Here is a 17,560-nt window from a genome sequence, read left to right as displayed (position 1 = left end):
TTAAGCTAAACAATTGATTGCTAGAGTCCCTTTAGATCGGCTATTGTTTTACTAGGGTCGCTGGATTTGAATACAAAACTGCCCGCTACTAAAATGTCAGCACCTGCATCGATCAGTTTTGGGGCATTTTCCAGGTTAACCCCTCCATCAATCTCTATTTGTGTTTCAGCTCCAGCAGCAGTAATGATGGCTTTTAAAGCTCTCACTTTGGCATAAGTATGTTCGATGAACTTCTGCCCTCCAAATCCGGGGTTTACAGACATAACAATTACCTGATCAAGGTCTCTAATGATATCCCTCAAAAGTTCAACAGAACTATGTGGATTAATGGCTACCCCAGCTTTACAACCCAGTTCTTTTATGGCTTGAATGGTGCGGTGTAAATGAGGACAGGCCTCAAGATGCACTGAAATAATACTTGCCCCAGCATCAGAAAAACTTTTTAAATATTGATCTGGATTTACAATCATAAGATGCACATCCAGAGGTTTTTTGGCATGTACATTTATAGCTTCAACTACGGGTAAGCCGAAAGAGATATTGGGAACAAATACTCCATCCATGATGTCAACATGGATATAATCAGCACTTGACTCATTGAGCATTTCAATTTCAGATTGCAGATTGGCAAAATCCGAAGCCAATACTGATGGCGCTACAAGCGTACTCATATTTGGAATTACTTTTAATGTGAGCCTAAAGAAAACAAAAAATAATCACAAAAATAAACCCTTCCGATCGCAACTTGTCCAACTGATACTAAAAAGAAAGCCACTTTATGCTTAGTATCAAAGTGGCTTTCTTTATGGAGTAGAGACTTTACTTTATGAGCAACTTGTGTCGCTCCTTGTTAAATCCTTCATTTAATTCAATGACATATAATCCTGTATGCATCGCTGCCAATTGGACTTCATAGGGCACTCTATTGGAATTTCTTGTTAGGGTGTTTTGCCCAATAACTTTTCCATTGGTGTCAATCAAAGTGAAATCACATTGGTCGCTATTTCCAAACTGGATAAATAATTCTTCACCATTGACAGGGTTAGGATAGATCTTGGTTTGGAATTCTTCAAACTCTTCTTCTACATCCAACACTTCACCAAAATAGACCAGGTCAAAATTTGGAATACCGTACCCCAATTGATCGTCTGGATTCTCTGCTTGGCTCCCACTCTTTAATAGGTAATGGATCAGTTCATCCTTTGTCCAATGCGGCCTTCCTTGCCATATCCCCGCTGCCAAGGCAGCTATTTGAGGAGCAGAAAAAGAAGTCCCACTAGCAGTAGAAGTATTATTACTTCCTCTCCAAAGTCTTACACCACTGCCGAGTGCAGACAAGTCTGGTTTAATTCTACCATCTGCTGTTGGGCCTATTGAGCTAAAAGAAGCCCTGCTCAAGTCTTTTGAAACTGCTCCAATTGCCAAGATTCCTTCTGCGTCCGATGGTGCTGTAATCGTTGTTTCAGATCCACCTCCTTCATTGCCTGCGCTGGAAACCACCAATATCCCTCTTTCTGCTGCCAAAGTAGCAGCTTGAGTGATTACTGCCGTTTTTCCATCCAAGTCAGACTTTTCATAATTCATGCTTGGATCATTGAAAGTGGTGTACCCCAAAGAACTATTGATGATATCTACCCCTAGACTGTCAGCAAATTCTGCCGCTCTTGCCCAATTATATTCTTCAATTCGGTATTCCGAAGCAACATCTTCCGTGATACAAAGGATATAATTGGCACCGTAAGCACCCGATACAAGAGTATTCACATCATTTGCAGCAATCAATGACAAAGCTGAAGTACCATGGGTTTCGGTCCTGTAAACACTTTCTGACCATGGGGTTACCAAGTCTTTAGTGGCAATAATTTTATTATCATCAAAAAGGTGCTTTAATCCTACGATTTCATCCGTATTCATAAAACCGCCATCAAATACAGCTATTGTAATTCCTTTTCCCGTCAGGCCTTCACCATGCATTTCTGGCACCCCTAACAAGCCATTTTGAAAAGCATAATCCTCTTCTGCCTTGGATTTTCCACGAACTTGAATACTTACAGGCATTTTAAGAATGTTGGAATTGGAACTTCTTCCATTCATATAAAAACCCTTAGCAACCAACTCGACACCATCTTCTTTAACAAATGGAAGCGCTTTGATTGCCTCAATTTGTTCTGCATTGGCCACTACAACAGATGCATTAATCCATTTGGAATGATATTGCACATTGTCCACCATATCATCGATAATGTCTATGTATCTCTCCGCAACAGGTAAGTCTGTGCTATCTGCAAGTACACCTTCCCTTTCGCGACGATCCATGGCTTTTTGAGTCAAAAAACCTGTTGGTTCATCAAGACTATATGTGTCCTGCGGTTTATATTTATATTTAATAGCATACCTGTCCTGTCCATAGGCCATAGTTCCTTGAAGGATGATTAAGGCTGTAACTATGACCAGTCTTTTAATATTGTCCATTATTGATCAGTTTCAAATGAATAAAACGGCCACTATCGATAATTTGTTCGCCTAAGCAATCATTTCTTGAACAGTAAGTAAGGACTTCCTTATACTCTTCAATCATTCCAACTCCTTTGGCATATACTTCATACCTATTGTCCCGTATGGTGATGAGGTCATCTTCGGTTTCTTGAATCACTTTAGCGGTAGACTGATAAGTCTTCCCTCCAACCTCATAGGCCTTTACCAATTCAAGGTTATAATCATCGTCATTAAGGGTGTTGTAAGCATTTCCATCCCAAACTGTTGTCTGTTTTGGTGGAAAGACAAAACTTACGGTATATTGGTTTTCACTAGATCTAACCAAAGCATTTTGTTTAACCTGCAAAGTATATACCATGTGGTTTGACCAATTGGTTTGATCTGTAGATTTTTCCCGGTTGACCAAATAAACAAGTCTCCCTTCTTCTCCTATGTAACTTTCTGAAATGACATCTCGGAAATAAAAATGTGAGGATTCACTATCGTTTTCTCCATAAAAAATGGTTTCATCAACTTCATATATCCAAAACCTATTGACTTCTAGCGGCATATAATCATAACCTAAATCAATTGGTTCTGTTTCTTTTTGCTGGCAAGCAGCAAGCAATATGATGAAACAAAAGAGTAAACTTGTTCGCATTCAGTAAGTAATGGTGATCTGCAAAAATACAATTTCCTATCAAAAAGATGAAATTAATGTCCCTAAATTTGAAAACCAACCCTTTAGGTATTTAGTAAAAGTCCCTTTTCTATTTATCTTTGGGCTCATTTAAAGTAAAATTAGCTAAAACATCAAATTGGAATGGCGCTTAAGACTTTTGTAAAAATAAGCACAGTAAATAACCTTAGCGATGCCAGGTATTGCGCAGGAATGTATGTCAACCTGATGGGATTCAACCTTGAGGAAGGAAACAAAGATTACTTGTCTCCCGAAAAATACAAGGAAATGACCGATTGGCTTTCTGGTTTGGAGTATGTTGGAGAGTTTGAAGCCTCCCATCCTGACGCTATTTTAGAAACAGCCAAAACCTATGAGGGACTTAGCTATCTACAGATTACGGAAGAATTGCATATTCCTATGCTCCTTAACTCTTCCTTTAATCTTATATTGAAGCAAGAGATCAATGATGTGAACATTTTACAACATTTGTTGGCTAAAGCCCCAAGCTTAAAGGAAAATAATGTCATACTGCTTTTGGAATCTGATAGTCTTGACCTTAAAGATGAAGTAAAAGATTTGATAAAGGCCATTGCTGAAAAGTGCAAAGTGTTGCTCGGCTTTGGCTTGGATGCTGATAATATCAGTTCACTTTTGGAAGAGCTCCCTATTGAAGGAATCGCATTAAAAGGAGGCGATGAAATCAAACCTGGTTTCAAGGATTTCGATGAATTAGCTGATATTCTGGAAGTATTGGAAGAAGAAGACTAGAAGTTTTTCTTATTTTCTTAATCAACTAAAAAGGGCTGGATAATAAATTATCCAGCCCTTTTTATTTCTAATATATTTTAAGTTTTTTAAACCACCTTAGTTTTACCTGGTACAGCATGTGGATATAGCCCATCTTCGTTAGGAAGAATTTTTGGCATGGCATCCCAAGCATAGGTATCAGGCATGAGGTCAATTTCCGAGTTGAAAGCTTCATCCCAAGTAATTTCCTTACCAGTGTAGGTTGCATTTCTGCCCAAAATAGCGGTCATGGTACTCATAGCAGCCCTGGTAGCATCCTCATACACATATTCGCCATTTACAATAGCCCCAAATAATTTGTTATGTTCTTGTTGATAGGGGTTGATGTTGCCTTTGCCATCATGATCATAAATGACAGAATTATCTAAGCCCCAGATTTTACCAACGTTACCGGCATTCATATAAGCCCGCCCTTTGGTACCAATAAATGATTCATCGACTTTATTGTCTGCTCCTGGGAAGTGACGACACTCACTATTGATAATGGTACCATCAGCATAAGTCAATCGAATGGTGTGGTGATCGAAGATTTCACCAGTATCCAAACCTGTTCTGACCATTCTTCCACCTGTACCTTCAGCTTTAACAGGATAACCACCTTTCACCCAGTTGGCAATATCCAAGTTATGGACGTGCTGTTCTGTGATATGATCTCCACACAACCAGTTGAAATAATACCAGTTTCTCATTTGGTATTCCATTTCTGTTTGCTCAGGTTTTCTGGCGCGGGTCCATACACCTCCTCCATTCCAATATACATGACCTCCTACCACTTCACCAATGGCACCGTCATGAATTCTGTTGATGGTTTCAATGTAATTGTCCTGGTACCTTCTCTGAAGTCCCACCACCACATTTAGTTTTTTAGCTTTGGCCTGTTCAGCAGCTGCGATCACTTTACGGATCCCGTTGGCGTCTGTGGCCACTGGTTTCTCCATAAAGACATGCTTGCCCTGTTTGATGGCCTCTTCGAAATGCATAGGGCGGAAACCTGGAGGTGTAGCCAAAAGCACCACGTCAGCTTCTTTGATAGCATCTTTATAAGCATCAAAGCCCACAAATTTTTTATCTTCCGTTACTACTACCTTATCTGTTCCTATTTTGGTGGACAAGGCCTTGTAACTATCATCCAGACGATCCCTAAAGGCATCAGCCATGGCCACTAATTTGATATTTTGATCAGTGCCAAATGCTTGAAATGCAGCACCTGTTCCACGGCCACCACAGCCGATCAAAGCAATCTTTATCTCATCACTACCTTGAGCGTATGCTTTCGGTAATGTAAAGGGACTTAACATGGCTCCACCAGTTACGAGAGCAGTAGTTTTAAGGAAGTCTCTTCTTTCATTCTTTTGTTTAAGGTTCATGTTATTTATAGGTTTTATGATTAATAGTCATCAATAGGTGCTTGATTATAATAAGCCATGATCTCCTCTTCGGAAGGAGTAACCAATGGCCTCACCACTCTAATGCCAAGAAATGGTGCTTCTGGGAACCACCATTGGCTTTTAGGGATTTGTGGATCTATTTGCTTCCAATCCGGTGTGGAATAAAAACGCTTGCTGCTTCTTAATTCACCTGCCTCACTGACAAAACTCCCTCCTCTGATAGCTCTAGGGTAAAGCTCTTCGGTAGTTTGAACGGGGTTTTTATCAAGTCCATTAGAGCTTGGATAATTAGGGACATAAGCGTCATTGGTCCACTCCAGCACATTTCCATATATATCATATAGATCCCATGGATTTGGTTTCTTTTGACCTATTTCATGGGTAGTTTCTTCACTGTTTTCTTCATACCAAGCGTATTCCTTTAATTGGCTTCCATCATCCCCAAAGAAATAAGCGGATTCACTTCCAGCTTTAGCGGCGTACTCCCATTCAGCTTCAGTAGGTAATCTATAGAAAACACCTGTTTTAGTGTATAACCATTTACAAAACTGGATGGCTCCATATTGGGTCATCCCAACAGCGGGCATATTCTCCTTTCCCATACCAAAGGTCATATCCAAATAAGGAGTAGATGGACGCGTCAACCCATCCACTTCAGGACTCAATGCCTTTTCACTGACAGAAGCCTCATAGTTTTTGTTTAGAAACAACTCGAAGATATCCCAAGTTATTTCATGCTTCCCCATCCAAAAGGCATCTAAAGCTACTTTTCTTTGAGGCCCTTCATCACTCTCTCTGCCCTTTTCTGCTTCTGGGCTACCCATTACAAACTCCCCAGCAGGAATTGGGGTTAATTCAAATGACAAATTAGTATTAGGAATCTCTTGTTGATAAGCTTTGAAATCAACAGAATTAAAATTGGCATTATCTTGACTTGGCAGAATCCCACCGGCCAAAACCAAGGCCACAACAAACTTATTCAGCAACATAATTATTTTAGGGTTTCAATAAATTCACACCCAATATAAGAACTAATTACAGAATGGCATGCCCGTTTGTATAATTATTATGGTTCCAAAATATTTTTTTTGAATTCTTACGTATTATTACAAGCTATCAGTATTCGAAAGGTTACATTTTTCCAATAAAAGTACAAAAACCAGTAAATGATCATCATCACTACATTTGTAGTTTTAGATCACTTTATTTAGCGATTAAATTCTTATGGATATCCATATAATATGCCGGTAGCTTTAGAATTCAAATATTATTTGTAACAGAATGCATATTTTCTTTGTGGCCTGATTGGTGATTTTCATAGTACCTTAAAGGAATCAGCTTATTGGTAAGCTAGTGGATAATCATATAATGATATGTATCAAAGGAAGCTTTTTAATATCTTGTTTTTTAGTAACTTGAAAAGAGAAAACAAATAATTTTCTCAATATTTATTTTAACTAACATAAGCCCTAAATAGCATGAACAAACCTGATCAACTTGTTAATAATAATCCTCTTCAAAATCTTGAAGATTGGGAGGATGATTTAAAAGAGCGTTACCCTCAAATTGAAGAAGAGTCAGACAATAAAGACAGTTACCGAAACTATAGCGATGGAAGCAGACAGGACACTGTTAGAGAATTTTACCGTTTGAATCATCAATATCAAACCCATGACTTCGTACAGCAAAAAGAGCAAGAATTCCTTCAGTTCAACAAACAAGAAATGGGATTTTGGGAGGCAGTTGATTTCCTAAACACCTTAGTGGATGATTCTGATCCTGATACAGACCTAGATCAATTACAGCATTTGTTACAAACCTCAGAAGCCATTAGGGCTGATGGCCACCCAGATTGGTTCGTGCTCACCGGGTTTATACATGATTTTGGCAAAGTGCTGTGTCTTTTTGGAGAACCCCAGTGGGCCGTGGTAGGCGATACATTTCCGGTAGGCTGCCAATTTTCTGATAAGATTGTGTTTCCAGAATTTTTTGAAAACAATCCAGATTCAAAAAACTCTGAATTCAATAGTAAATATGGAGTCTACTCACCCAATTGTGGCTTGGATCAGGTAAAAATGTCCTGGGGACATGATGAATACCTTTACCAAATGGTCAAAGATTATTTGCCTGAACCAGCGCTCTATATGATCCGTTACCACTCTTTTTATCCACAACATAAGGAAAACGCCTATGATCACCTGATGAGCCAACATGATCATAATATGTTTGATTGGGTAAAAAAATTCAACCCTTATGATCTTTATTCTAAAGTCCCCACTCCTCCAAATGCAAAAGAATTAAGACCTTATTATGAAGACCTGGTGGCCAAATACCTTCCTGCAAAATTAAATTTTTAACAGCGCAACAGACGGAATCAAAAAGCCCTTCATTTCAAAAATGAAGGGCTTTTTGATTCCAATACAATTCTCCTTAATCAATATCCAAATCCCATTCTTCATTCATTTGGGTAATGGCATGGTGCGCGGTCATATCAAACTGGCAAGGCACTACAGAAGCATAGTTATTGGCTATGGCCCACTCATCATTATCTTCTCCTTTATCAAAATTCACAAAGTTTCCAGCCATCCAAAAATACTTTCTACCATTTGGGTCAAAGCGCTCATCAAACTCCTCTTGCCATTTGGCCCTGGCCTGGCGGCACAATTTAATTCCTTTAATCGGTTCGTTTCTTTTTGGAGGAAAGTTCACATTCAAAGCAACTCCTTTGGGCATTCCATGTTCCAAAACCTGTTTTGCAATTTTATACACATAATCTTCCACATGTGAAAAATCTGCTTTGGAACTATAGTCACACAAACTAAAACCTATGGAAGGATATCCTTCAATCGCCCCTTCAATTGCCGCAGACATAGTCCCTGAATATAAAACACTTATAGAAGTATTGCTACCATGATTAATACCGCTTACTATTAAATCTGGCTTGCGGTCATTAAAAACATAATGCTTGGCCAACTTTACACAATCTGCAGGTGTACCACTGGACTTGTAGGCTTCAACATCTTCAAAAATTTCTTCTTCGTCTAACCGAAGCGTGTTGCCGATGGTTATCGCATGTCCCATACCGGACTGAGGACTGTCTGGAGCAACCACTACTACCTCGCCCAACCTTTTCATTACATTCACCAATACACGAATTCCACGTGAGGTAATCCCATCATCATTGGATACTAGAATCAGCGGTTTTGTCATTAAAATATATTTTAAAGTTGATGTCTGATTAAAAACTCTTCTTGATCAAATTTAAGGAAAGTTGTTACAATAAACCCTCCAAAAACAAAGAATGATGAGCTGCCCGCTCATCATTCTTAATTATTTAACCTTAATTTAAATGCTTACTCTTTTAACTGGTTATAATATGCAGTTATACGTAACAAATCTCCTCTTCTATCATGAGACAACCTGTTCTTGCGCATGTATAGTTTCACCTCGTCTTCCCTGTCATCCATATAATTGAGCAATTCTTTTTTCTTTTGGCTGTATTTGGTGATTTCACCATCTGCCAAGAAATAAAAGTCAAAAGCCAATTTACTGGAGTTGGTCATGGGCGGACCGTACATAGGTGACATGTACATGCTGTACATCCCCATACTTCTTGGGTCACTGGTTATATATTCCCTACATAATAATGTAATATCAGGGCCATCAGTAAGGAGTTCAAAGAAAATCGGAACCGCATAATCGTTGTTATTGACATCGTAAGGAAGACTATAAAAAGTCCTAATGCCTCCATAATACTCATCAAATATCTCGAACCTAGTAATGGAGGAACTACTGAAGGTCTGAATACTTTGACTCTGTAGCTGCACAATGTTATTATCCAAATCGTATTTTAGCTTTCCTTTATAAATTTCACCATCACTCAAGTACAAGGTGCCATCATGCCAAACTTGGGATGGAAAATTCTGTGCATCAACATTTTGCACACCAATAAATACAAAAAGAAATATATACAGCAGTTTTTTCATGACGATTAAGGCATTGATTCTATTTAGACTAACGAAATTAATGACGGATTAGTTAGTCGAAATGGCTCAATTTATACTAAAAGAGCCCTGTTTTTTTCAGGGCTCTTTGTTTATTTCATCTTATTGATCTCTTTTTTGAGAATCTGGTGACCCATTTTGTCCCTTTTGGTGGTGAGGTATTTCTCATTATGACTGTTTGGACTGATCTCCAGCGCTACGGTATCTACGATCTCCAAGCCATACCCCAGTAAACCTGCACGTTTGGTTGGATTATTAGTGATCAACTTAATTTTGGAAACACCCAAATCCCTCAGAATCTGTGCCCCAACACCGTAGTCTCTTTTATCCATTGGGAAACCTAAAGCAAGATTAGCTTGAACGGTATCCATTCCTTCCTCCTGCAGTTTATAAGCTTTGAGCTTATTGATCAGACCAATTCCTCTGCCTTCTTGGTTCATGTATAACACAATTCCTTTGCCTGCTTTATTGACCATTTCCATGGCACTATGCAGTTGAGGACCACAATCACACCTACAAGATCCAAATATATCACCAGTCACACAAGAAGAATGTACCCTTACCAAAATCGGCTCTCCTTCCGTCCACTCACCTTTGATCAGGGCCATGTGGATTTCATCAGTATTGGTTTGTCTAAAGGCAACCAAATCAAAATCACCCCATTCCGTAGGCATGTCCACACCTATTTCCCGCTTGATCAATGATTCGTTTTTAAGCCTGTATGCAATGAGATCCTTGATGCTCACAAACTTCAAGTTGAATCTCTTTGCTACTTCAATCAAATCCGGAACCCTAGCCATGGTGCCATCTTCGTTCATGATTTCTACCAAAACACCAGCAGGATACAAACCAGCCAGCCTGGCCAAGTCAATAGCTGCTTCGGTATGACCTGTTCTTCTTAGCACACCTCCCCTTTTGGCCTTTAGAGGAAAAATATGCCCTGGCTTTCCCAGTTCATCAGGATGAATGTTATCATCAATTAGTGCTTTGATCGTTTTGGCTCTGTCACTAGCTGAAATTCCGGTCGTACAACCATGCCCGATCAAATCAACAGAAACAGTAAATGGCGTTTCATAAGCTGCTGTATTCCTGCCAACCATCAACTCCAAACCCAACTCCTCACAACGGTCTTCTATAATTGGTGCACAAATCAAACCCCGACCGTGAGTTGCCATAAAATTGACAATCTCCGGCGTTACCTTTTCAGCTGCACATACAAAATCTCCTTCATTTTCACGATCCTCATCATCTACCACAATGACCACTTCACCAGCTTTTATCGCTTCAATTGCCTCTTCGATGGAATCTAATTTAATTTCTTCAGCCATAGTATTTTATTGAATGGTCAATTTAGTGTGCAAAATTACACTCTTTATTGTCTTAAACCGAGAAAGACGGTATTTAGTTTGGTCTATCTGGACTTTACGGTTCCAAGTTGCTTATTGATTTCTTTCAATGATTCGTTCAATGCCATCAGAACCATTTGAAAGTCTGACACTTCATCAATATTTCCATTTTCTTCAGCAACCCGTATTTTTTGAATGGTTTCATCCACCATTTTTTCCAAGACCCTTCTCTTTAAGCGATGAATCTCGTTGAAAGTGGTTTTGGACAAATCATCAGATTCCCTATTAGTATATATCAAATGCTTGAGTTGCCAGTTGTCGGACATTTCATGTCGATTGGATATCATATTGATCACCTCAGATTTTACTTCACTGTCATCTAACTTAATAAAGTAATCCGCATTGGGTAAAACACCTTTTCGTAAGGCCCTTTTATACTCGATAAGGATCTTTTGATACAAAGGTGTCTGAAACTCCAAATCCCCTGTCTCTTGGATAAGGTATTCACACACATGGAGGTCTTCGGATATTTTTTCAAAACCATAGGTAACTAAAAGTCTCAGCATTTCCCTTTCTTGACCCGCCAGAACATCCTTGGCGGAGAGTTTTGGTTTTTCCTCTGGAAGAAAAGCTTCAAACGGAGTATCCGCATCTGGAGGAGGTGGGCCTGGAGAAAATTTATCCTTAGGCTTTGCATAGGCCTCTTTTTGTCCTTTCAGAAGAATCTTATTGAGCTCAGCCAATACTATTTCTTCCTCCATTTGGAGCAGCTTGGCAGATTCCTTTACATAAACTGCACGGGTAATTGGGTCAGGAATCTTGGAAACACTCTGCACCACCTGCCTAACTGTATCTGCCCTTTTAATCGGGTCATGCTTCGCTTCCTCTTCATACAGCTGAATTTTAAACTCTATAAAATCCCGGGCATGCTCACTCAAATAAGTTTGAAAAGCTTCTGAGCCCACTTTTCTGGAATAACTGTCAGGATCATCCCCATCAGGGAATACGACTGCTTTGACATTCAACCCTCCTTCCAACAACATATCAATACCTCTCAAGGAAGCCTTGATACCAGCAGCATCACCATCATAAAGTACCGTCACATTATCGGTAAACCGCTTGATCAGCTTGATCTGATTTTCTGTCAATGAGGTACCCGAAGATGCAACTACGTTTTCTATTCCAGAAAGATGCATCGAGACCACATCGGTATACCCTTCCACCAAATAGCAATTGTCCTTGCTCCGAATGGCTTGTTTGGCTTGGTACATCCCATAGAGCACATCACTCTTATGGTAAACAGCCGTTTCGGGCGAGTTAATATACTTGGGCTGCTTTTTGTCATTGGTGAGTATCCTTGCTCCAAAAGCAATGGGCTTTCCTGCGAGGTTATGGATAGTAAAAACCACCCTTCCTCGAAACCGGTCGTACTTCCGGCTTGGATCTCCTTCTTTTTGGAGGATCAGTCCTCCCTTAAGCAAAATATCTTCGGAATGACCTGCTTTTGTCGCTGATTTGTGCAAGGTATCCCAACTATCCATGGCATATCCTAAGTCAAACTTTTCAATGGTGGCTTGATTAAAGCCTCGCTCCTTGAAGTAACTTAAACCTATAGACTTGCCCTCATCTGTTTCCAATAAGTTTTTATGGAACAAATCTCTTGCAAAAGCCTGGACAATGTATAAACTCTCCCTTTCGTTGTACGCTTGAACTTCCTCTGGAGTCGCAGTATGGTCCTCTTCTACTTCAATGCCATATTTATGCGCCAACTGTTTGATAGCCTCATTAAAGCCAATACCTTCCACTTCCATGACAAACTGAATGGCATCACCAGAAGCCCCGCAACCAAAGCATTTATAAATCTGCTTGGCTGGAGAAACGGAAAATGATGGAGATTTTTCATTATGAAATGGACAACAGGCCCAAAGGTTCTGTCCCTTCTTCTTTAGAGGCACATAGTCATTGACCACCTCTTCAATATCCGCCCTATCCTTGACTTTTTCTGTTGTAATATTACTTAATGACATGCTGCATTGGGAATAAGTCCAAAGATAAAAAAGTATTATGAAAATAGACTTCCCAAACGATGCGCATAATAGAAACTATTCCTTAAAGTAAAGGGTTATAGTGTTAAAAATTAAAAGGGCAAAAGCCCGATCACCTAATGATCATCGATTAAATCAATGAAGTCAAAACATAGATATTAGGTTCAACAGTTTTAAAAAGGATTATTAAGCACTAAATTGCGCAAAATTTACCCTACGTAATGATTATAAGTAAAGAAAAGGTACTTAAAGCCCTCTCCACAGTAGATGACCCTGATCTGAAAAAAGATTTGGTAACACTGGGTATGATCCAGGACATTGTGATTGAGGGTGATAAATTAAGTTTTAAAGTAGTACTTACCACCCCTGCTTGCCCTCTCAAGGAATTGATCAAAAGTAAGTGTGTGAAAGCATTGGAGAAGGAATTTGGTGAAGCTATTGAACTAGATATTTTCATGACTTCCAATGTGACCACGATCAGGGACAATGCGCCATTGTTGCCAAAAGTAAAAAACATTATTGCTGTCGCTTCTGGTAAAGGCGGTGTGGGTAAATCAACTTGTTCTTCCAATTTGGCAGTGGCCTTGGCAGCTACTGGTGCCAAGGTAGGCTTGGTCGATGCAGATATTTCAGGGCCTTCAGTTCCTACCATGTTCAATGTGGAAGGCGAACAACCCGCTGTAAAACAGGAAAACGGGAAGAATATCATCATTCCTATAGAACAATATGGTGTAAAATTAATGTCTATCGGCTTCTTGACCCCTGCAGACAGTGCAGTAGTCTGGAGAGGCCCAATGGCCAGCTCAGCGTTAAAGCAATTTATTGCAGATGTTGAATGGGGTGAATTGGATTACCTATTGATCGATCTGCCACCGGGCACTTCCGACATTCATCTCACTATGGTTCAAACAGTACCAGTAACTGGTGCAGTAATCGTTACTACCCCGCAGAAAGTGGCACTAGCAGATGCTACCAAGGGTTTGTCCATGTTTAAGCAGCCCCAAATAAATGTTCCCGTTTTAGGTGTTGTGGAAAATATGGCTTATTTTACACCAGAAGAATTGCCGGACAATAAGTACTATTTATTCGGCAAAGAAGGTGGTCAGCGACTAGCTAAAAAATTCGAAGTGCCTTTCCTTGGGGAAATCCCTATTGTTCAAAGCATTAGAGAGAGTGGGGACAGTGGCTACCCTGCTGTGTTGAAGGAAGGTGTCACCCAAAAGGCATTTACCGAGTTAGCTGAAACAGTAGCCAGACAAGTGGCCATTAGGAATGCAGAAAGAAATAAAACCAAAATAGTACAGGTTAATACCTAGATATAATAAAATGGAAACTGAACTGATAGGAAAAATAGAAACAGCATTGGATTCAATTCGTCCTTATTTGGAGGCTGATGGTGGCAATGTGAAAATTGTGGGACTTACAGAGGAAATGGTATTACAATTGGAGCTAACTGGTACATGCAGCTCATGTCCAATGTCCACCATGACCTTGAAAGCCGGTGTTGAGGAAGCGGTAAAAAAAGCCATTCCTGAAATCACAAAGGTGGAAGCCATCAACATTTCTGTTTCAGAGTAAATGAAAAGCGATTTTTAAGAAAGAGTTAATGAAAAGGATATTACTGATTTTAAGGATAAAGTTGGTTTTATCCTTTTTCTTATTTTTAAACACCCCCATTTTTGCCCAAAATATCACCCCTCATTTTTATAACCAAAATACCATCAGCAGTAACGGGGATAAGTGTGCTACTCCCTTAGTAGAAGCTCAGCAACTTCAGGAATTGGGCTTGTTTGGTTCAAAAGAATACTTTGAGTCTTGGATAAATGATAAGATTGAAAGCAGAAAAAAAAGCTTAAGTTTAAGAACAGCAGCGGATGAAGTAAGGGTAATTCCAGTAGTTGTTCACGTGATCCACAATGGAGAAGCGATTGGCAATGGCGCCAATATTCCACTGTCACAAATAGAAGCACAAATCAGGATCCTAAATGAGGACTTCAGAAGGCAAAATGCTGACGCAGCCAACACGCCTGATGAGTTTCAAGGTGTCGCTGTAGATGCACAAATTGAATTTGTCTTAGCCAAACAAGACCCAAGGGGACTCCCCACTTCAGGTATCAATAGAGTTCAAGGTACCAAAGCGGTTTATAGCCAAAGCGACGCAAGCTTAGTCAGCTCCTTTTCTTATTGGGATTCAAATGATTACCTTAATCTGTGGGTGGTACCCATGCAATCCCCCTATATAGGTTATGCGTCTTTTCCTATATCGGACTTAGATGGTTTAAATTTCTCCCCCAGCTCCAAAGAAACGGACGGTGTCACGATCGATTATCGCTATTTTGGTTCTGGAGGAAATGCCTCTTCTTCATCACTAGGACGAACAGCCACACATGAAATAGGCCACTTTTTTGGACTTAGGCACATTTGGGGTGATGGAGATTGTTCTGTAGATGATTTTGTAGATGACACTCCGAATCAGGAAAGCTCCAACAATGCCTGTAACAGCACTGTTCGGACAACTTGCGGCTCAAGGGACATGATCCAAAATTATATGGATTATACGCCTGATGCATGTATGAACTTGTTTACAGCTGGTCAACTTGAAAGGTTTGATGTAGTGTTAGCCAACAGCCCAAGAAGAGTTTCATTGGTAAATGGTAGGGCTGCCCAAGAGCCTGAAGTATTCGCACTCGATTTGGCATTGGATAAAATCATCGTACCTCAAGATTACATTTGTTCCAATACAGTAACCCCGCAAGTGGAAGCTTTTAATGCCGGTACAACTGCCTTGACCAGCGCCGTAGTGGCCATCTCACTCAATGGAAGTGTCATGGAGCAAAAGACATTTACTTTCGACCTTGATCAAGGAGATGATTTTACCTTTACATTTGATCCTATCGATATTCAAAATGATGGTAATGAATTCGAGGTCAACGTCATTTCAGTCAACAACATAACAGATGAGAATCCAGGAAATAACCTATTAACTTCCTCCCCTATCGTTCAACCAAATCTTGCACTTCCTTATACGTACTCATCAGGAGACATTAATGGTATTTGGTCTGTAAGGAATGATGATGAAGGAATTACTTGGAACCAGGAACAGCTTACGCTGGATGGAACTAGTCAAGAAGCGCTGCTAGTCAATTTCTACAATTATGAGACTGATGGAGAAATGGATTATTTGATTACTCCTCAAATAAACCTTTCCAACACACCTAACGCCCAGCTAACTTTCAAAATGGCTTATGCCACCTATCCTGAAGATGGCCTGGAAGACAGGTTGCTCATTGGCATTTCTACTGACTGTGGCAATACATTTGATTTAGTGAATGCCCCTTACGATAAGTCTCAAGAGACTTTGGAAACAGCCTCTTCCACTTCAAATGAATTCATCCCGACTTCGGAAAGCGCTTTTAGAACTGAAGTAGTAGACTTAAGTGAATATGCTGACTATGGAAACATAAGAATTGCTTTTATCGCTGTCAACGGCTACGGCAACAACTTATACATCAAGGATATTGCGATCAACACCGACCAAGTAATCAGCTATGGTTTTAAGATCGATGAAGTACTAAGCCCTTCACCAATTACAGATGGCAGCCAGGAAAATGAAGTGTTGAATGTAACCAACACAGGCACACTGGTGATTAATTCCTTCCTTTTGGATAGGACAATTAATGGCTCGGAGCAATCCACCTTGATCGCAGATGACATCACCTTAAATCCAAATGAAACAATTACTGTAGAACTTCCTAATGCACTTACAGATGGATTAAACGGGGTTCAATACACTATTTTCCAACCTAACTTTGACCAAAATCAAAATACTCAAAGCAGTTTGATACGCTACTACTATCAAGATGATGCAGAAGTAGCCATTCCTTGGAGGCAAAACTTTGACAACAATAGTTCCATAAGTCCTTGGGTAAGCGTAAACCCTGAAAGCGGTGAAACATCTTGGGAGTTAGTATCCAAAGAAACTGGTGAAAGTGGGGATAACCTGGCTAATCTTCGCGAGCAATCCAATGAAAACTCTTATTGGATTGGGACACCTGTGATGGATTTAAGCAGTACAAGTCGGGCAAGTGTCTTCTTTGATCGTGCAGCTAGTGGAGTGGACAGCAACACCCAAATGACCGTATTGTTTAGCCAAGACGGTGGTGTCACATTTACAGAAGAATTGACCTCTTTTACCGGCGAGGAGCTCAACACCATAAATGGTGAAGCGCCTGTTAACCCTAATACACCAAGTGAGTTTGTAAGGGAGTTTATTGATCTTTCTGACTACACTGGTTCTGGATTTGAAAAAGTTAGACTGGCCTTTGTGGTTGAAAACGGAAACAGTGAAACCAATCCGGTTTATTTGGACAATATTGAATTTTATCTTGAAAACAATCCTGAACCAGTGAACCCGGGCTTGGGCAATGCCAAGGTCTACCCTAACCCAGCTACGGATTTGTTCAACATTGTTTTTAACCTGGATGATTTCGAAGATGTTCGCATCCAAGTGATCAGTTCTTCTGGCCAAATGGTACATGATGTTATATACCCAGGAACACTCAATCAGACTTATAGCTTTAGCACTGAAGTGTTTGCCAAGGGAGTATTCATCATCAAAATTCAAAGTGATGACCTTTCCCTTACCAAAAGGTTAATCATTCGGTAGCATTTTAGTTTTTATGTAAAGATGAAACTTTAACGCTTTTTAGTAATTTTTGGCACACTTATTATAGTTTTACACGCTATTATTTGTGGTAAAATCATTCCATGAAGCCAAAATTAAAATTACCTTTACCTAAGGAAATATAACCAA

The 17,560-nt window shown here is 39.8% G+C and carries 14 protein-coding genes; 5 read left to right on the top strand and 9 right to left on the bottom strand.

All coding sequences use genetic code 11. The features are described from left to right. Positions 1–20 precede the first annotated feature (20 nt). The 3 genes from rpe to JL001_RS17420 all read right to left on the bottom strand — a co-directional run bounded on the left by rpe (position 21) and on the right by JL001_RS17420 (position 3,136). Positions 21–671, bottom strand: coding sequence for a ribulose-phosphate 3-epimerase (rpe, locus tag JL001_RS17430; RefSeq protein ID WP_200978467.1), 651 nt, complete (start codon positions 669–671; stop codon positions 21–23). A gap of 148 nt (positions 672–819) precedes the next feature. Then, entirely contained in the window at positions 820–2,472 is a 1,653-nt protein-coding gene (locus JL001_RS17425; protein WP_200978465.1) for a S8 family serine peptidase, read from the bottom strand. Continuing rightward, complete coding sequence (locus JL001_RS17420; RefSeq protein WP_200978464.1) at positions 2,459–3,136, bottom strand: hypothetical protein; 678 nt, start codon at positions 3,134–3,136, stop codon at positions 2,459–2,461. The genes JL001_RS17425 and JL001_RS17420 overlap by 14 nt, the downstream gene beginning before the upstream one ends. A gap of 162 nt (positions 3,137–3,298) precedes the next feature. Between JL001_RS17420 and JL001_RS17415 the strand changes: the two genes are divergently transcribed. Further along, the gene (locus JL001_RS17415) at positions 3,299–3,925 is read left to right on the top strand and encodes a phosphoribosylanthranilate isomerase (protein ID WP_200978462.1); all 627 of its coding nucleotides are present in this window, start codon (positions 3,299–3,301) and stop codon (positions 3,923–3,925) included. 86 nt (positions 3,926–4,011) lie between these two features. Here JL001_RS17415 and JL001_RS17410 read toward each other — a convergent pair whose 3' ends face one another. After that, a complete protein-coding gene (locus JL001_RS17410) occupies positions 4,012–5,331 on the bottom strand; it encodes a Gfo/Idh/MocA family protein (protein ID WP_200978461.1) in 1,320 nt (439 codons plus the stop codon). 20 nt (positions 5,332–5,351) lie between these two features. Continuing rightward, positions 5,352–6,341 (bottom strand): formylglycine-generating enzyme family protein, encoded by a 990-nt coding sequence (locus JL001_RS17405; RefSeq protein WP_200978460.1) that lies wholly within the window; start codon positions 6,339–6,341, stop codon positions 5,352–5,354. A gap of 489 nt (positions 6,342–6,830) precedes the next feature. On the opposite strand from JL001_RS17405, the gene JL001_RS17400 reads away from it, so the two are divergent. Continuing rightward, positions 6,831–7,709, top strand: a complete 879-nt coding sequence (locus tag JL001_RS17400; protein WP_200978459.1) for an inositol oxygenase family protein — start codon at positions 6,831–6,833, stop codon at positions 7,707–7,709. Positions 7,710–7,782: 73 nt separating this feature from the next. On the opposite strand, the gene surE is transcribed toward JL001_RS17400, so the two are convergent. From surE to dnaG, 4 genes are all read right to left on the bottom strand, one after another. Beyond that, positions 7,783–8,562 (bottom strand): 5'/3'-nucleotidase SurE, encoded by a 780-nt coding sequence (surE, locus tag JL001_RS17395; RefSeq protein WP_200978458.1) that lies wholly within the window; start codon positions 8,560–8,562, stop codon positions 7,783–7,785. Positions 8,563–8,705: 143 nt separating this feature from the next. Then, on the bottom strand, positions 8,706–9,338 hold the full coding sequence (locus tag JL001_RS17390; protein WP_200978457.1) for a hypothetical protein: 633 nt from the start codon (positions 9,336–9,338) through the stop codon (positions 8,706–8,708). A gap of 110 nt (positions 9,339–9,448) precedes the next feature. Beyond that, positions 9,449–10,684 carry a bifunctional 3,4-dihydroxy-2-butanone-4-phosphate synthase/GTP cyclohydrolase II gene (locus tag JL001_RS17385; RefSeq protein ID WP_200978456.1) on the bottom strand — a complete coding sequence of 412 codons (1,236 nt, stop codon included), beginning with the start codon at positions 10,682–10,684 and terminating at the stop codon, positions 9,449–9,451. A gap of 83 nt (positions 10,685–10,767) precedes the next feature. Continuing rightward, the gene (gene dnaG / locus JL001_RS17380; RefSeq protein ID WP_200978455.1) at positions 10,768–12,729 is read right to left on the bottom strand and encodes a DNA primase; all 1,962 of its coding nucleotides are present in this window, start codon (positions 12,727–12,729) and stop codon (positions 10,768–10,770) included. Positions 12,730–12,968: 239 nt separating this feature from the next. Here dnaG and JL001_RS17375 point away from each other — a divergent pair, with 239 nt between their 5' ends. The 3 genes from JL001_RS17375 to JL001_RS17365 are packed head-to-tail and all read left to right on the top strand — an operon-like array spanning position 12,969 to position 17,413. Continuing rightward, positions 12,969–14,063, top strand: coding sequence for an Mrp/NBP35 family ATP-binding protein (locus JL001_RS17375; protein ID WP_200978454.1), 1,095 nt, complete (start codon positions 12,969–12,971; stop codon positions 14,061–14,063). Between the two features lie 10 nt (positions 14,064–14,073). Next, positions 14,074–14,325 (top strand): NifU family protein, encoded by a 252-nt coding sequence (locus JL001_RS17370; protein WP_200978452.1) that lies wholly within the window; start codon positions 14,074–14,076, stop codon positions 14,323–14,325. 28 nt (positions 14,326–14,353) lie between these two features. After that, positions 14,354–17,413 carry a M43 family zinc metalloprotease gene (locus tag JL001_RS17365; RefSeq protein WP_200978450.1) on the top strand — a complete coding sequence of 1,020 codons (3,060 nt, stop codon included), beginning with the start codon at positions 14,354–14,356 and terminating at the stop codon, positions 17,411–17,413. Positions 17,414–17,560 lie beyond the last annotated feature (147 nt).

This window comes from Echinicola sp. 20G (assembly GCF_015533855.1).
GTDB lineage: Bacteria > Bacteroidota > Bacteroidia > Cytophagales > Cyclobacteriaceae > Echinicola.
This window is presented reverse-complemented; position numbering and strand designations above follow the sequence as displayed.